This is a genomic window from Stutzerimonas stutzeri, from assembly GCF_002909485.1.
Lineage (GTDB): Bacteria > Pseudomonadota > Gammaproteobacteria > Pseudomonadales > Pseudomonadaceae > Stutzerimonas > Stutzerimonas stutzeri_AH.
The window spans coordinates 470,378-484,799 of record NZ_PPXG01000002.1 but is presented as its reverse complement, the minus strand read 5'-3'; the positions used below and the strand labels follow the sequence as shown (position 1 = coordinate 484,799).

18 protein-coding genes are annotated in these 14,422 nt (G+C 60.0%); 5 read left to right on the top strand and 13 right to left on the bottom strand.

The genetic code is table 11. The features are described from left to right. Positions 1-31 precede the first annotated feature (31 nt). From CXK91_RS05945 to cmoB, 3 genes are all read left to right on the top strand, one after another. Positions 32-430, top strand: a complete 399-nt coding sequence (locus tag CXK91_RS05945; protein ID WP_103455355.1) for a protease inhibitor I42 family protein — start codon at positions 32-34, stop codon at positions 428-430. 73 nt (positions 431-503) lie between these two features. Beyond that, complete coding sequence (gene cmoA / locus CXK91_RS05940) at positions 504-1,247, top strand: carboxy-S-adenosyl-L-methionine synthase CmoA (protein WP_103455354.1); 744 nt, start codon at positions 504-506, stop codon at positions 1,245-1,247. Beyond that, positions 1,244-2,206, top strand: coding sequence for a tRNA 5-methoxyuridine(34)/uridine 5-oxyacetic acid(34) synthase CmoB (gene cmoB, locus CXK91_RS05935; RefSeq protein WP_103455353.1), 963 nt, complete (start codon positions 1,244-1,246; stop codon positions 2,204-2,206). Before cmoA ends, cmoB begins: the two co-directional genes overlap by 4 nt. 21 nt (positions 2,207-2,227) lie before the next feature. Here cmoB and CXK91_RS05930 read toward each other — a convergent pair whose 3' ends face one another. Beyond that, positions 2,228-2,515: a hypothetical protein gene (locus CXK91_RS05930; RefSeq protein WP_181003915.1), complete on the bottom strand. Its 288-nt coding sequence runs from the start codon at positions 2,513-2,515 to the stop codon at positions 2,228-2,230. Positions 2,516-2,652: 137 nt separating this feature from the next. Between CXK91_RS05930 and CXK91_RS05925 the strand changes: the two genes are divergently transcribed. Together CXK91_RS05925 and CXK91_RS05920 are read left to right on the top strand one after the other, a co-directional pair. Beyond that, on the top strand, positions 2,653-3,609 hold the full coding sequence (locus tag CXK91_RS05925) for a LysR substrate-binding domain-containing protein (protein WP_103455352.1): 957 nt from the start codon (positions 2,653-2,655) through the stop codon (positions 3,607-3,609). Beyond that, the gene (locus tag CXK91_RS05920; protein WP_103455351.1) at positions 3,594-3,800 is read left to right on the top strand and encodes a DUF2905 domain-containing protein; all 207 of its coding nucleotides are present in this window, start codon (positions 3,594-3,596) and stop codon (positions 3,798-3,800) included. The genes CXK91_RS05925 and CXK91_RS05920 overlap by 16 nt, the downstream gene beginning before the upstream one ends. A 144-nt stretch (positions 3,801-3,944) precedes the next feature. On the opposite strand, the gene pdxJ is transcribed toward CXK91_RS05920, so the two are convergent. From pdxJ to rpoE, 12 genes are all read right to left on the bottom strand, one after another. Next, positions 3,945-4,691, bottom strand: a complete 747-nt coding sequence (gene pdxJ / locus CXK91_RS05915; protein WP_103455350.1) for a pyridoxine 5'-phosphate synthase — start codon at positions 4,689-4,691, stop codon at positions 3,945-3,947. After that, positions 4,684-5,373, bottom strand: coding sequence for a DNA repair protein RecO (recO, locus tag CXK91_RS05910; protein ID WP_103455349.1), 690 nt, complete (start codon positions 5,371-5,373; stop codon positions 4,684-4,686). The genes pdxJ and recO overlap by 8 nt, the downstream gene beginning before the upstream one ends. 48 nt (positions 5,374-5,421) lie before the next feature. Then, positions 5,422-6,333, bottom strand: a complete 912-nt coding sequence (gene era, locus CXK91_RS05905) for a GTPase Era (RefSeq protein ID WP_103455348.1) — start codon at positions 6,331-6,333, stop codon at positions 5,422-5,424. Next, a complete protein-coding gene (gene rnc / locus CXK91_RS05900; protein WP_103455347.1) occupies positions 6,326-7,015 on the bottom strand; it encodes a ribonuclease III in 690 nt (229 codons plus the stop codon). Before rnc ends, era begins: the two co-directional genes overlap by 8 nt. After that, a complete protein-coding gene (locus CXK91_RS05895; RefSeq protein ID WP_103455346.1) occupies positions 7,012-7,389 on the bottom strand; it encodes a DUF4845 domain-containing protein in 378 nt (125 codons plus the stop codon). Before CXK91_RS05895 ends, rnc begins: the two co-directional genes overlap by 4 nt. A gap of 92 nt (positions 7,390-7,481) precedes the next feature. Beyond that, entirely contained in the window at positions 7,482-8,336 is an 855-nt protein-coding gene (gene lepB / locus CXK91_RS05890; RefSeq protein WP_103455345.1) for a signal peptidase I, read from the bottom strand. A 1-nt stretch (position 8,337) separates the two neighbouring features. Then, positions 8,338-10,137 carry a translation elongation factor 4 gene (lepA, locus tag CXK91_RS05885; protein WP_103455344.1) on the bottom strand — a complete coding sequence of 600 codons (1,800 nt, stop codon included), beginning with the start codon at positions 10,135-10,137 and terminating at the stop codon, positions 8,338-8,340. A 188-nt stretch (positions 10,138-10,325) separates the two neighbouring features. Further along, positions 10,326-11,741, bottom strand: a complete 1,416-nt coding sequence (locus CXK91_RS05880) for a DegQ family serine endoprotease (RefSeq protein ID WP_103455343.1) — start codon at positions 11,739-11,741, stop codon at positions 10,326-10,328. 36 nt (positions 11,742-11,777) lie between these two features. Then, complete coding sequence (locus CXK91_RS05875; RefSeq protein WP_103455342.1) at positions 11,778-12,230, bottom strand: SoxR reducing system RseC family protein; 453 nt, start codon at positions 12,228-12,230, stop codon at positions 11,778-11,780. Continuing rightward, positions 12,227-13,171: a MucB/RseB C-terminal domain-containing protein gene (locus tag CXK91_RS05870; RefSeq protein ID WP_103455341.1), complete on the bottom strand. Its 945-nt coding sequence runs from the start codon at positions 13,169-13,171 to the stop codon at positions 12,227-12,229. The genes CXK91_RS05875 and CXK91_RS05870 overlap by 4 nt, the downstream gene beginning before the upstream one ends. Before the next feature lie 8 nt (positions 13,172-13,179). Continuing rightward, a complete protein-coding gene (locus CXK91_RS05865; protein ID WP_103455340.1) occupies positions 13,180-13,767 on the bottom strand; it encodes a sigma-E factor negative regulatory protein in 588 nt (195 codons plus the stop codon). A gap of 31 nt (positions 13,768-13,798) precedes the next feature. Then, positions 13,799-14,380: an RNA polymerase sigma factor RpoE gene (gene rpoE / locus CXK91_RS05860; protein WP_003282114.1), complete on the bottom strand. Its 582-nt coding sequence runs from the start codon at positions 14,378-14,380 to the stop codon at positions 13,799-13,801. Positions 14,381-14,422: the final 42 nt, after the last annotated feature.

Sequence of the window (14,422 nt, the reverse complement as noted above, 5' to 3'; positions counted from 1 at the left end):
GCTTCCCACTCCATCCCGACCGGTGCCGATCATGTCTTTCGACATCCCTCGTCTGCTGCTGCCCACCAGTTTCGCCCTGCTCGCTGCCTGCGCGAGCACTGACACACCCTCCAGCGTGGTACTCAGCGACGATAACCGCTGCCCGCAAGAGCTGCAGAGCGGCCAGCAACTCATCATCAGCCTGCCGAGCAACCCTGCCACGGGATATCGTTGGGTTTTGCACGAAGCTGCCGCGGAGCAAATGCGCAGCCTCGGCCCCGAGGTGTTCAGCAACCCCAAAGGCGACATGATCGGCGGCGATGGTCTGTCCACCTGGCGCTTCGAAGCGCGGCAGCCCGGCAGCGGCCGGCTGTACTTGACCTACCAACGTCCATGGGAGTCCGACGCCGAGCCGGTGGGAATGTTCGATTGTCGGATCGAGGTGCGCTGAGCCAGGCAGGGTCCGCGGCGAACGTGGTTTCGGCTACAATGCCGCCCCGTTTTCATACACGCCGCCCGACACCGTGAGCCACGACCCCGACCGTCTGTTCGCCCAGCCCCTGCCCCGCATTCAGGACTTCGTCTTCAACGAAGATGTGGTGCGGGTGTTTCCCGACATGATCAAGCGATCCGTACCCGGCTATCCAACGATCGTCGAGAACATCGGGGTGATCGCCGCTCAGTTCGCGCAGCCGCATACCTATCTATACGACCTCGGTTGCTCGCTGGGTGCAGTGACGCAGGCGTTGCGGCGCCACGTGACGGCCGAAAACTGCCAGGTCGTCGCCGTGGACAACTCCGCGGCAATGGTCGAGCGCTGCCGCGAATACCTCCACGGGCAGGACTCTATGTTCCAGGAGCTGTTGCCGGTCGACGTCATCGAGGGCGACATCCTGGCTCTGCAGTTCCAGCCCAGCTCGCTGGTGGCGCTAAACTTCACCCTGCAGTTCATCGCACCGGAACAGCGCCCGGCGCTGCTCAGCCGCATTCGCCAGGCACTGGTACCCGGTGGCGCGCTGATCTTGTCGGAAAAGCTGCGCTTCGAAGATGAAGACGAGCAACAATTGCTGACCGACCTGCACATCGCCTTCAAGCGCGCCAATGGCTATAGCGAACTGGAAATCGCCCAGAAACGCAGCGCCATCGAGAACGTGATGAAGCCCGACAGCCTGGAAACCCATCGCCAACGTCTACTGGATGCCGGCTTCTCTAAAGTCGTGCCCTGGTTCCAGTGCCTGAATTTCGCCTCGCTGATCGCCCTGCCATGAACCTCGATCTGACTCCCCTCGCCTGGCGCCTGGCCGGCACCCCGCTGGCCGCCTGGGCCAACGGCGTTCAGCAGCAGCTGGATGCCAAACTCGCGGTCGGTCACGGCGATCTGCCGCGCTGGCGGCGTGCCGTCGATGCGCTGCCTGCGCTGGCGCCTGTGCAGGTCGAACTGCGTGACAGCTTCCGCCTTGACGCCAGCTGCGACGACGCCACGCGTCAGAACACCCACGAAGCGCTGATGGGGCTTTCGCCATGGCGCAAGGGTCCGTTCGAGGTGTTCGGCGTGCATGTCGATACGGAGTGGCGCTCGGACTGGAAGTGGGACCGTGTTGCGCCGCACCTGAATCTCGTCGGTAAACGCATCCTCGATGTCGGTTGCGGAAACGGCTACTACATGTGGCGCATGCTCGGTGCCGGTGCCGACAGCGTGGTCGGAGTCGACCCCAACTGGCTGTTCTTCTGCCAGTTTCACGCAATGAAGCGCTACCTGCAGGAGCTGCCGGTCTGGCATCTACCTTTCGCCCTGGAAGAGCTGCCAGCCAAGCTCGAAGGCTTCGACACCGTATTCTCCATGGGCGTGCTCTACCATCGCCGCTCGCCGGTCGACCATCTGCTCGACCTCAAGGACTGCCTGCTACGCGGCGGCGAACTGGTACTGGAGACCCTGGTGGTGGAAGGTGACGAAAACACCGCACTGGTGCCGGAAGACCGCTATGCGCAGATGCGCAACGTCTGGTTCCTGCCCTCGGTGAAGGCGCTGGAATGCTGGTTGCGCCGGGCCGGATTCGTCGATGTGCGTTGCGTGGACGTCAGCGTGACCAGCATCGAGGAGCAGCGCAGCACCGAGTGGATGCGCTACCAGTCGTTACCTGACTTCCTTGATCCGGAAGACCACGGCAAAACCGTCGAAGGCCTACCGGCGCCCATGCGTGCCGTACTGCTGGCACGCAAGCCTTGACTGCCTGATCTGAACATCCATTCAGCGGCGGCCGCGGGTTGCCGAACCCTTCTGACGCCGCTGCGCCACCAGTTGCCGTAACGGAGCCTGGGCCATTTCGCTAAGCCTGCACCGATCCAGATCGCGCGCAGCCAACTGACGATCATCCAACATCAGCAGTTGCCGATACAGGCGTCTCTGTCGCCAGGCGCGAAACCAGTCGTACAGACTACGCTGCAGGTCCAATGGCCACATGGCCGGCATATAAAAGTCAGGTATCTGAGCCTCGGTTGGTTGCCGCGCATACGTCTTGCGCCTTTCACCAGACATACTCACCTCCGCTTCGCTAATGGCGACAGCTCACTGGTTGTGGCGCCACCGGTTAACGACAGGATGAGCGGGGGTTGATCGTTCAAACAAACGACTAATATGAAAGCCTGTGTTCAGAAATACTGAAGGCTACCCATATGACCGAGTCAGTCGGGCAAACGCCTGCCAGCGCCACGCCGCTGCTGGAAAGTGACGTCCTGCGCACCTTCGTTGCCATCGCTGAAAGTGGCAGCTTCACCCGTGCAGCCGGGCAGATCTATCGCAGCACCTCGGCAGTCAGCATGCAGATCAAGCGTCTCGAAGAAACCCTGGGGCACTCGTTGTTCGTTCGTGAGGCCAGGCAGGTGCGCCTGACTCCCGCGGGCGAAACGTTGCTCGGCTATGCGCGGCGCCTGCTCAGGCTCAACGAGGAAGCGGTCGCCCAATTCCGCCAGCCTACGCTGCAGGGCCGCGTACGCTTCGGCACCCCGGCGGATGTCGGCACTCGCATCATGCCCGGCCTGCTGGCGCTGTTCGCACGCAGCCACCCTGGCGTCGAAGTGGACGTCTCGGTCGCCCGCAGCATTGACATGATCGAGCGCATCGACGCAGGCGAGCTGGACCTGGCTCTGGTCACCATCGGCAATCTCGGACAGGACGACTCGCGGGGTGAACCGGTCCATAGTGAACCCCTGGTCTGGGCGGGACGCAGCGGTGGGATTGCGGCGCTGCGCTCGCCGCTGCCACTGGCCCTGGCCAGTCCCGATTGTGCCTGGAGGAGGCAAGCACTGGATGCACTCGATCGTATCGGTCGCCATTACCGCGTTGCCTATTCGAGCGAGCAGACCTCCGGCCAAGAAGCGGCGATGATCGCCGACCTCGCAATCGCGCCCTACCCGGCGAGCCTGCTACGCCCTCCCCTACAGTGTCTGGATGGGCAATACGGACTACCCCAGCTTGGGGACTATCGAATCAACCTGCTACGCGGAAGCAATCGCAGCGAAGCGGTGGACATACTGGCAGAACAGGTGATCGCCGCCTTCGTCGAATATCGTCAGCTGCGAGGCGGCCGTCGAACCGAGCCAAGCGAGGAGATGAAATGGCACGCTGGATGATCATCGCGGGCGCGGCACTACTCCTGCTCGGCGTCACGTGGCACTACTTTCCCTGGCTGTTGAACTGGCTCGGCCGGCTGCCCGGCGACATTCGCATCGAGTCCGAACGCAGCCGGGTCTTTATCCCAATAACCTCGATGGTAGTCCTCAGCGTTCTGCTAACAGTGCTGGTCAACCTGTTCCGCCGCTGAGGGCCTTGCAGCGTTCTAGAGTGTAAGGCGAGCGCGGCTCCGCACTGCCCCGAGAGCTAGCTTGCCCGCGAATGACGCCTCCACACCGGCTGGGCATTGCAATGCTTGTCCGCCGGCGCGCCATCGCGGGTTGCTCTACGCGCTTCAGCCCCGAGCTGCCGCGCTCAGGATCAGATGCTTCATTTCCTTGACTGCCTGCTTGAAGCCGACGAACAGCGCGTGGGCAACAATGGCGTGGCCGATATTCAGCTCATTGACACCGCGAATGGCGGCGATGGCCTCGGCGTTGTGGTAATGCAGGCCATGCCCGGCGTTGACGATCAACCCGTGGCTCAGGCCGGCTTCGACGCCGTCGCGAATGCGAGCCAGCTCGCAGGCCCGCTCAGCCACGCTGTGGGCATCTGCATAGCGCCCGGTGTGCAGCTCGATGGCAGGCGCACCGACCCGCGCCGCTGCCTCGATCTGACGCGGGTCGGCGTCGATGAACAGTGACACTTCTGCTCCGCAGTGGCGCAGACGCTCGACGGCTTCGCGAATACGCGCCTCCTGCCCGGCCACATCCAGACCACCCTCGGTAGTCAGTTCCTGACGCGTTTCGGGGACCAGGCAGACATGTTCCGGGCACAATTGTTCGGCAAATGCGAGCATCGCCTCGGTGACGCCCATCTCGAAGTTCATCCGCGTCTGCAGGGCATCCTTCATCATCAGCACATCGCGTTCCTGGATATGCCGACGATCTTCGCGCAGGTGCACGGTGATACCGTCCGCACCGGCCTCTTCTGCATCCAGCGCGGCCTTGACCGGGTCCGGATAGCGGGTGCCGCGGGCCTGACGCAGGGTAGCGACATGGTCGACATTGACGCCGAGCAGAATTCGATTGGCTTCAGTCACGCGGGGGCTCCTTCAGATTCATGAACAGTTCGCGGCTGACCAGCGGTCGACCGCCCAGATGAGGTGCCAGGGCCTGGCGCATCAGCCGCTTGGCTGCGGCGAGCGCCCCCGGCACCTGCCAGTCTGCCTCGGCCATGGCCAGCAGCTCGGCGCCATTGAACAGCCCAGGCTGGAACGTCTCGACCGACTCGAAGCCAGCATCGGGCAGCAGGTGATACAACCGCTGCGGGTCGATGGGCTGGCCGGCAAGATCCACATCAAGGGCGAAACCATAGCCCAACTCGCTGAGCAGCCGCCATTCGAAGGCTCGCAACAGCGGCTCCAAAGGCCGATGTGCAGCCAGGGCTGGTAGTGTAGCGACGTAATGGTCGAACAACGCAGGGTGCGCGTCTTCGGCAGGCAGCAGGCGGATCAGCAATTCGTTCAAGTACATGCCACTGAATAGCGCCTGGCCATTCAGCCAATACGATGGCCCGGCGCTTTCGAGGCGTGCAACGGTCTTCAGCTCAGACTTGCCGCGCAGCTCCACTTCCAAGGACACAAAGGGACGGATCAGACTTCCAGCCTTGCCGCGCGCCGCCCGCATGACAGCGCGCAGACGCCCCTGAGGCGTGAACAGGTCGACCAGCGCGCTGCTTTCCTTATAGGGACGACTGTGCAGAACGAAAGCAGGCTGGTGCATGTCAGGCCAGAAGGTGCGCGATGCGCACCATTGATTGCGGGTCGGCGCTTACTGGTAGCCCAGCGAATGCAGCGCACGCTCATCGTCGGACCAGCCACCCTTCACCTTGACCCACAGGTGGAGCATGACCTTGGAGTCGAACAACACCTCCATATCCTTGCGTGCTTCCTGGCCGATACGTTTGATGCGCTCGCCTTTGTCGCCAATGATGATCTTCTTCTGGCCATCGCGTTCAACCAGAATGAGCGCATGGATGTGCAGCACACGGCCTTCCTGCTTGAAGTCCTCGATCTCCACGGTGATCTGGTAAGGCACTTCGGCGCCGAGCTGACGCATGATTTTTTCGCGGACCAGCTCAGCGGCGAGGAAGCGGCTGCTGCGATCGGTAATCTGGTCTTCCGGGAAGAAGTGCTCGCTCTCCGGTAAACGGTCAGCCACCAGCTTTTCCAGCGTTTCGAGGTTTTGTCCGTGTTGTGCGGAAATCGGCACGATCTCGGCGTTCGGCAGTTGCTCGGCCAACCAGCGCAGATGCGGCAGCAGGTCGGCCTTATCTTCGACCCGGTCGGTCTTGTTGACTGCGATGATCAGCGGCCCGGTGACGTACTGTACGCGCTCAAGCACGGCCTGGTCTTCGTCGGTCCAGCGCGTGCGGTCGACAACGAAGATCACCACGTCGACGTCCTTCAGCGCCGAGGCCGCGGTGCGGTTCATGTAGCGGTTGAGCGCGGTCTCGCCGTTCTTGTGCAGTCCGGGCGTGTCGACATAGACCGCCTGCACACTACCCTCGGTCTTGATGCCGAGCATGTTGTGGCGAGTGGTCTGCGGCTTGCGCGAGGTGATTGCGAGTTTCTGGCCGAGAATGTGATTGAGCAGAGTGGACTTGCCGACGTTCGGCCGACCAACAATCGCGACGTAACCGCAGCGGCTGACACTCTCGGGCTGTAGCTGTTCGTCAGTCATGTCCATTCTCCACGCCCAAGGCGATCAATGCAGCTGCCGCGGCAACCTGTTCGGCAATACGGCGGCTGGCGCCCTGCCCATGGGTTTTATCATTGAGCAACGCCACCTGACATTCGACGAAGAACGTGCGGCAATGCGGTTCGCCTTGAATATCCACCACCTCGTAGCGCGGCAGATCACAGGCGCGCGACTGCAGGAACTCCTGCAGCCGCGTCTTGGGATCCTTGTTGGTATCGACCAGGGTCAGCCCCTGCAACTCGTTGGCGAGCCAGGCGACGACCCGCTCGCGCGCAACGTCCATACCGGCATCCAGATAAATGGCACCAATCAGTGCCTCAAGGGTGTCCGCCAGAATCGACTCGCGGCGAAATCCGCCACTCTTGAGTTCACCAGAGCCCAGGCGTAGATAGTCGCCGAGCTCGAATCCACGCGCCAGCACCGCCAGCGTCTCGCCCTTGACCAGCCGAGCGCGCAGACGCGACAGCTGCCCTTCACGGGCCTGCGGAAAGTGATTGAACAGCGCTTCACCGGCGACAAAATTGAGGATGGCGTCGCCAAGAAATTCCAGACGCTCATTATTGCGTCCGGCAAAGCTTCGATGGGTCAGAGCCAGGAGCATGAGCTCCTGGTCCTTGAATTGATAACCGAGCCTGCGCTCGAGACGGGCTAACGAAGTGCTCACGGCATCCTTAGGCGATATTCTTTGTCGAAGTTCGCCACCAGATCGAGATTGCGGATCAGCGGCTCGCGTTTTTCGTATTTCAGATGCGCTCTGAATTCGTTGTTCTGGATCTCGACCTTCAGCGCATCCTTCAGGTCGATGTCCTGGATGCCGTTGACCTGCATCCCCTTGCTGACATGACTATAGAACTCCCCGACGCTTCGGATATCTAGCGCTTCGTCGGTTTCCACGGATTGGATGATTTTGTCCATGGACATGTAATCAAAATAATGCGGGAACATCTTGAACCCAGTACTGGCCACAAAAGCCACAACCGCCAGGACCATGATCCAGCTAAGCATGGACAGCCCTTTTTGCGAACGCGCAAAACTCATGTCGACCTCTATGTCGTTACGATACCCGCCGATCGGGGCAGCCCAAATATAGCGACCCTGCGTCAATCAACAGGGGCCGCAATTCACAGCTTTCAGTGAATCAGGCCCACTCGGGAGAAATTTGGCAGGTTGCCGAGCTTGGGATCAGGCCAACTCATCCAGACAGCGAAAGCCTTGCCTACAATATTGCGGTCAGGAACCATACCCGAGAGCTCGGCGGGTATCGACTCATCCTGCCAGTAACGACTGTCGTTGGAGTTGTCGCGGTTGTCACCCATCATGAAGTAGTGCTCTGCCGGTACGACCCATTGCCGGCTCGGCTCGATGCGGTAGCGCCCCATCTCCTTGCGGATCAAGTGCTCCATCTCGCCCAGCTTCTCCCGATACAGCACGGCGCTGCCCAGGCTGCCCGGCTCCTCGCCGACCAGGGTTTCGGCGACCGGCTGATCGTTGACGTACAGCCGCCGATCCCTGCTATAGCGCACGATATCACCTGGCAAACCAACGACCCGCTTGATGTAGTTGATGCTCGGTTGATTGGGATAGCGGAAAACCATGACGTCGCCACGCTTCGGGTCGCTGACTTCAATAATCTTGGTATCCACCACAGGCAAACGAATGCCGTAAGCGAATTTGTTCACCAGGATGAAGTCGCCTACTTCGAGCGTGGGAATCATTGAACCGGATGGAATCTGGAACGGTTCGACGAGGAAGGAGCGCAGCACCAGCACAATGGCTAGAACCGGAAAGAACGACTTGCCGTACTCGATCAGCACCGGTTCCTTGTTCAACGCTTCCAGCGTTGATGGGTCAATTTCCCCTGTGCGCCCTTCGTAGTTGGCGATCGCGGCCCGACGGCGGGGTGCGAAGAACAACAAATCGCTTAGAGCCAACAAGCCGCAGACCGCTACGGCAATAACCAGCAACAACGGGAAATTGATCGACATATCAGCTATCTACCTTCAACACCGCGAGGAAGGCCTCCTGCGGGATTTCGACGTTGCCGACCTGCTTCATGCGCTTCTTACCGGCTTTCTGCTTCTCGAGTAGCTTGCGCTTACGGCTGACGTCGCCACCGTAGCACTTGGCAAGAACGTTCTTGCGCAAAGCCTTGACCGTGCTGCGAGCGACAATCTGACCGCCGATAGCCGCCTGAATAGCCACGTCGAACATCTGACGCGGAATCAATTCCTTCATCTTTTCGACGAGGATGCGGCCCTTGTAGTGGGCATTGTCACGGTGAACGATCAGCGCCAGCGCGTCGACCTTGTCGCCGTTGATGAGGATATCCAGGCGCGTCAGATTAGCTGACTGGAAGCACTCGAAGCTGTAGTCCAACGAGGCGTAGCCGCGGCTGCACGACTTCAATCGGTCGAAAAAGTCCAGCACCACCTCGCTCATCGGCAGGTCGTAGCGCACTTGCACCTGAGTCCCGAGGAACTGCAGGTCACGCTGAACGCCACGCTTCTCGATACACAGAGTAATAACGTTACCCAGGTGCTCCTGCGGCACAAGGATGTTCGCGCGCACGATCGGCTCGCGCATGTCCTCAATGGAGGACACATCCGGAAGCTTGGACGGGCTGTCGACATAGATGGTGTCGCCGTTCTTCAGCACGATCTCGTAGACCACCGTCGGCGCGGTAGTGATCAGATCCAGGTCGTATTCGCGCTCCAGGCGCTCCTGAATGATCTCCATGTGCAGCATGCCGAGGAAGCCGATACGGAAGCCGAAGCCAAGCGCATCGGAGCTCTCCGGCTCGTATTGCAAGGCGGCATCGTTCAGTGTGAGTTTCTGCAGTGCCTCGCGAAAATCTTCGAAATCATCCGAGCTAACCGGGAACAGACCCGCATAAACCTGCGGCTTGACGCGCTTGAAGCCGGGCAGCATTTCAACGTCCGGCGTGCTCGACAGCGTCAGGGTGTCGCCCACCGGGGCTCCAAGGATGTCCTTGATGCCCGCGATGATGAAGCCCACTTCACCGGCCTTGAGGTCTACCGTGGCGGTGTGCTTGGGGTTGAATACGCCAACGCTGTCCACTTGGTGAATCTTGCCGGTGGACTTTACTAGTACCTTGTCGCCCTTCTTGATACGACCATGGCGCACTCGCACCAGCGAGACGACACCCAGGTAGTTGTCGAACCAGGAGTCGATGATCAGCGCCTGTAGCGGTGCCTCGATGTCGCCGGTCGGCGGCGGAATGACTGCTACCAGGCGTTCGAGTACCTCATCTACACCCATGCCGCTCTTGGCACTGCAGGCGACGGCATCGGTGGCATCGATACCGATGATGTGCTCGATCTCTTCCTTGACCCTGTCCGGATCTGCCTGCGGTAGGTCCATCTTGTTCAGCACCGGCATCACTTCAAGGCCCTGCTCGATCGCCGTGTAGCAGTTGGCAACCGATTGCGCCTCGACGCCCTGGCCGGCGTCCACCACCAGCAGCGCACCCTCGCAGGCAGCCAGCGAGCGGCTGACTTCATAGGTGAAGTCGACATGGCCGGGCGTGTCGATGAAGTTCAGCTGGTAGGTTCTACCGTCGCGTGCTGGGTAATAAAGCGTGACGCTGTGGGCCTTGATGGTGATGCCACGCTCGCGCTCAAGATCCATCGAATCCAGCACCTGGGCTTCCATTTCACGCTCGGTCAGGCCGCCGCACATTTGGATGAACCGGTCGGCCAGAGTCGACTTGCCGTGGTCGATATGGGCGATGATGGAAAAATTGCGGATATGACTCAGGTCACTCACAGCTCAACACTCGGAAAAGTCGCGGGCCGATTGCCCGCCGAAAATAGCCGCGAAGTGTAACTGATCAGTCCTGCCAGTGCCACGCACAAGCCGTTCGCATGCTGACCGGTAAGACCAGGGAAGCCCACCAGGGCGCCAGAATAAGAAAGGGCGGTAAAACCGCCCTTCTATATATCCCTTGCCGACGCTTACTCGGCGAGCTTGAAAGTGATAAAGCTTGCACGGCCCTGACGCAACACCCGCATCGAAACCGAACGATTCTTCGGAAGCTGTTCAGCCACTCGACCGAAAGTCGCAGCCGAATTGATCGCCTGATTGTTCAGATGGGTGATGACGTCGCCCGGACGCAGACCGATCATCGCCGCAGGTCCGTTGAGTATTTCAGTGATCACAACCCCGCCAGGCAGATCCAGACTCTTCTTCTGCTCGTCAGTCAGCTCGGTCACCTTCACGCCCAGGCGGTTGTCGCTGCGCTCCTGACCACCACTGGAAGCTGCTACCGCCTCGCCTTCTTCAGGCATGGCGCCAATACTCACATCGAGGGTCTTGCGATCACCGTCGCGCACCACTTCCATTCGCGCCTTGCTGCCAGGCTTCAAAGCACCAACCAGATGAGGCAGATCCGCCGACATAACGATAGGTTTACCGTTGAGGCTAAGGATCACATCACCAACACGCAGACCGCCCCGCGCTGCCGGGCCACCATCCATCACCTGAGCGACCAGCGCACCGGCAGGTCGCTCGAGGCCAAAGGATTCGGCCAGATCCTTGTTCACTTCCTGAATCACTACACCGAGCCAACCGCGACTGACCTTGCCGTCGGTACGCAACTGATCTGCCACGTCCATCGCCACATCAATCGGAATGGCGAATGAAAGCCCCATGAAGCCGCCGGAGCGCGTGAAGATCTGCGAGTTGATACCAACCACTTCACCCTTCAGATTGAACAGCGGCCCACCCGAGTTACCAGGATTAATGGCTACGTCCGTTTGAATGAATGGGACGTAGCTCTCGTTCGGCAAGCTACGACCAGTCGCACTGACGATACCTGCGGTTACGGTGTGATCGAAGCCGAAAGGCGATCCAATTGCCAGCACCCACTCGCCTGCCTTGAGCTCATCGGACCGGCCGATCTTCACAGTCGGCAGCCCCTTACCCTCAACTTTGAGGACGGCGACATCCGAGCGTGGATCGGCACCAACCAGCTTCGCTTCGAGTTCGCTCCGATCAGGTAGGCGGACAATGATTTCATCAGCCCCGGCGACCACATGATTATTGGTCAGCACATAGCCGTCGTCGGAAATGATGAAACCCGAGCCCAGGGATTGCGCTTCACGCTGCTGCCCCCGCCCCGGCGCACCCGGCATTTGCGGGATGCTGTGCTCGAAGAATTCACGAAAGATTGGCGGCAGCCCCTCAAGCTCGGGCATCTGCGACGTGGCGCCACGAGCGGGCACCTTCTGCTTGGTACTGATATTGACCACTGCCGGCGACGCACTTTCAACCAACGGCGTGAAATCAGGCAAAGCCGCCTGCGCGACCATGGCTTGCCCAAGCAACGCAAGGCCCGCCACAAAGGCAAGGCAGCTATTTCGATTGAACATGACTACAAGTCTCCCCACTGAACAAAATATGAAAGCTCAGGGACTCGCAGGCCCCGCGAGCATGGCGCGCAAAACCACCGGCTGCAGATTCGGGTCACCCGCTGTGCTCCGGCTTCGCATACGCACGAACAGCCAGGAAACGAAGAACCCGCCGATGCCAGCCAGAATGACGATTGGCTCGTGCACCGAAAACTGGGCGGCAACTGTCGCAGCCGCCATCAGCATGATCAGGGGAAGAAGATAGACAAGGACGGCACCGCGCAGCAATACATCCTCACGGATACCAACTATGACCGAATCACCAACTTGTAAGTGGAGATCGCTAAGCGCTCGAATCAACCCGCGACGCTCACGCAAGCCGAGCGTATCCATCAGCCCTTGGCCGCAGCCGCTTTTAGCGGAGCAACCGGAGCAGGTGCTCTTGCGTCGAGTTTCGACCCATACTGCGCCTTCCTCCAGCGCAATCACCCGCCCCGGCTCTTCGATCATTTCTGCGCCTGTTCTGCGCCTGCCCGCATGGAAAGCGCTACCCGCTCAGCTGTGCCCAGTGGGATCTCCCCGACTACGGTGACCATCACGTCGCCATCAGCAGTGCTGATGCGCTTGGACACCGCAACGGTCGGCCCCATCTGGCTGCGGGCATCTTCGACCAAAGCACCACGCAGCGGCTCGAGAAATACCGAGAACTTGGCAAGCCCGTCACCATAGGACAGCCAGGACACCGTTTCAGACGAAGCAGGACTTGGACGCTCATTGGCATCAAGCAGCTTGAAACCCACCGGCAACCAGTCTGACCTCCAAACGGAGGACGGGTTGGCCTCGCGCTTAGTTACCGACAGGGGTTTGCAGGCAGCGCCAGGCTTCAACTGCGAGGCGTCGATCGCATCAGTTGAGAAATGGGTGAACTGAAAACGCTCTAACAGCTGGCCTTTTTCATTGAGCATCAGCGATTTGAGCGGCAGAGCCGTGTCTCGATCCAGATGCAGTTCGAAGCCGTAACGATGCTGATCCCGCGGAACTACTGCGACTGCAACTGCAACGCGACCAGCCACACGAGAGTCACCAATCTCACGAAACTCATACCACTCGGAAAGCGCTTTCGGGTCGAGACGCTGACCGTGCCAGGCCTGGGCCTCGCGAACCTGCGCGGCCAAATCGTCAGTGGCACATTGCATATGCCCGTCGACCAATAAAACCTCTGCGGGGGCCCCATCAAGCTGAAGCAGGCGCTCTTGCACACGGCTGTCATCAACCTGCTGCCATACAGCATGGCTGGAAAAGCTGCCGTTTCGCTCGTATACGAACGTGCCTGTATAACTCTGCTTCTGCTCCGCTATCGCAAGGCGCTCCATCCAGGACCCAGCATCAGCAGCAAGGGCCGGCATTGATAGCCAGCCCCCCATCACCACATACAGCGGTAAGACGCGCATGTTTCTCCCTAACGTTCTTCCATGCTGGCCGCGCGAGCGTATGGCAGCGCGCTCTCCGATCCATTACCAAAAGCAGCCTGCTGCGCATGCTGACGAATATAGGAAGGCAGACGCTCTTCGTGCCAACGTTCGACAGGCGCGCCATCAGCCGTAGCTTGCGCAGGTACTTCCGCCTGCTCGCTGTAACCAGCCAGCACCGTTGGCCCCTGACTGGTCTGAGGTACGGAAATGCTGGGCTGTGGAGCCTGCTGAGCAAGCTGCGGACCCGCAACTTCGTTCTGATTATACAGACGAACACCTGCCAAGACGGCGACCGTAACCGATGCGGCCACTGCCAGACGCCCCAGACCTTTCCAGCTATTACGCTGCGCCTTAACAGGCGCTGCCTCGTCGGCCAAAGCTGCTGATACTGCCGAAGCAATATCAAGGCGCGGCTCAATCAATTCCTTGTGCATAGCGGCACGGGCTAACTGGTAGCGAGACCAGGTCGCACGCAGCTCCGGGTTGTCGCCTGCGAGCATGCGACGTAATTCCAACTCATCCGCTTCGTTATCCATCACGGCGGACAGCGATTCATGCAGGGCTTCACGACTCATGGCGGTTCCTCTCTTGGCTGTCGCCGCTGTCTCAGGATTCGTGCAACAAGGGTTGCAACGCTTTATCTATGGCTTCACGCGCCCGGAAGATCCGGGAACGCACAGTGCCCACCGGACACTGCATGACGCTTGCAATGTCTTCATAACTAAGACCATCAAATTCGCGCAGTGTTAGAGCAGTTCGCAAATCTTCGGGCAAAAGCTGAATAGTTCGATGAACGGTATCTTCTATCTCATCCCTGAGCAGCGAGCGCTCCGGCGACTCAATGTCCTTGAGGGCATGATCACCTTCGTAGAACTCTGCATCCTCGGAACTCACATCACTATCCGGAGGGCGTCTACCACGCGCCACCAGATGATTCTTCGCCGTATTGATGGCGATGCGGTACAGCCAGGTATAAAACGCGCTGTCTCCGCGAAAATTGGCAAGTGCGCGGTAGGCTTTGATAAACGCCTCCTGGGCGACATCCTGAGCCTCATGAGAGTCATGCACGAACCGCACAATCAACCCAAGGATCTTGTGCTGGTATTTCATTACCAGCAGATCAAACGCCCGCTTGTCCCCACGCTGCACTCGCTCAACCAGTTGCTGGTCCTGCTCCTGGGTCAACATGAATGCCCCTCCCCGATACCGGAGTAGCATCGCTCACACCAG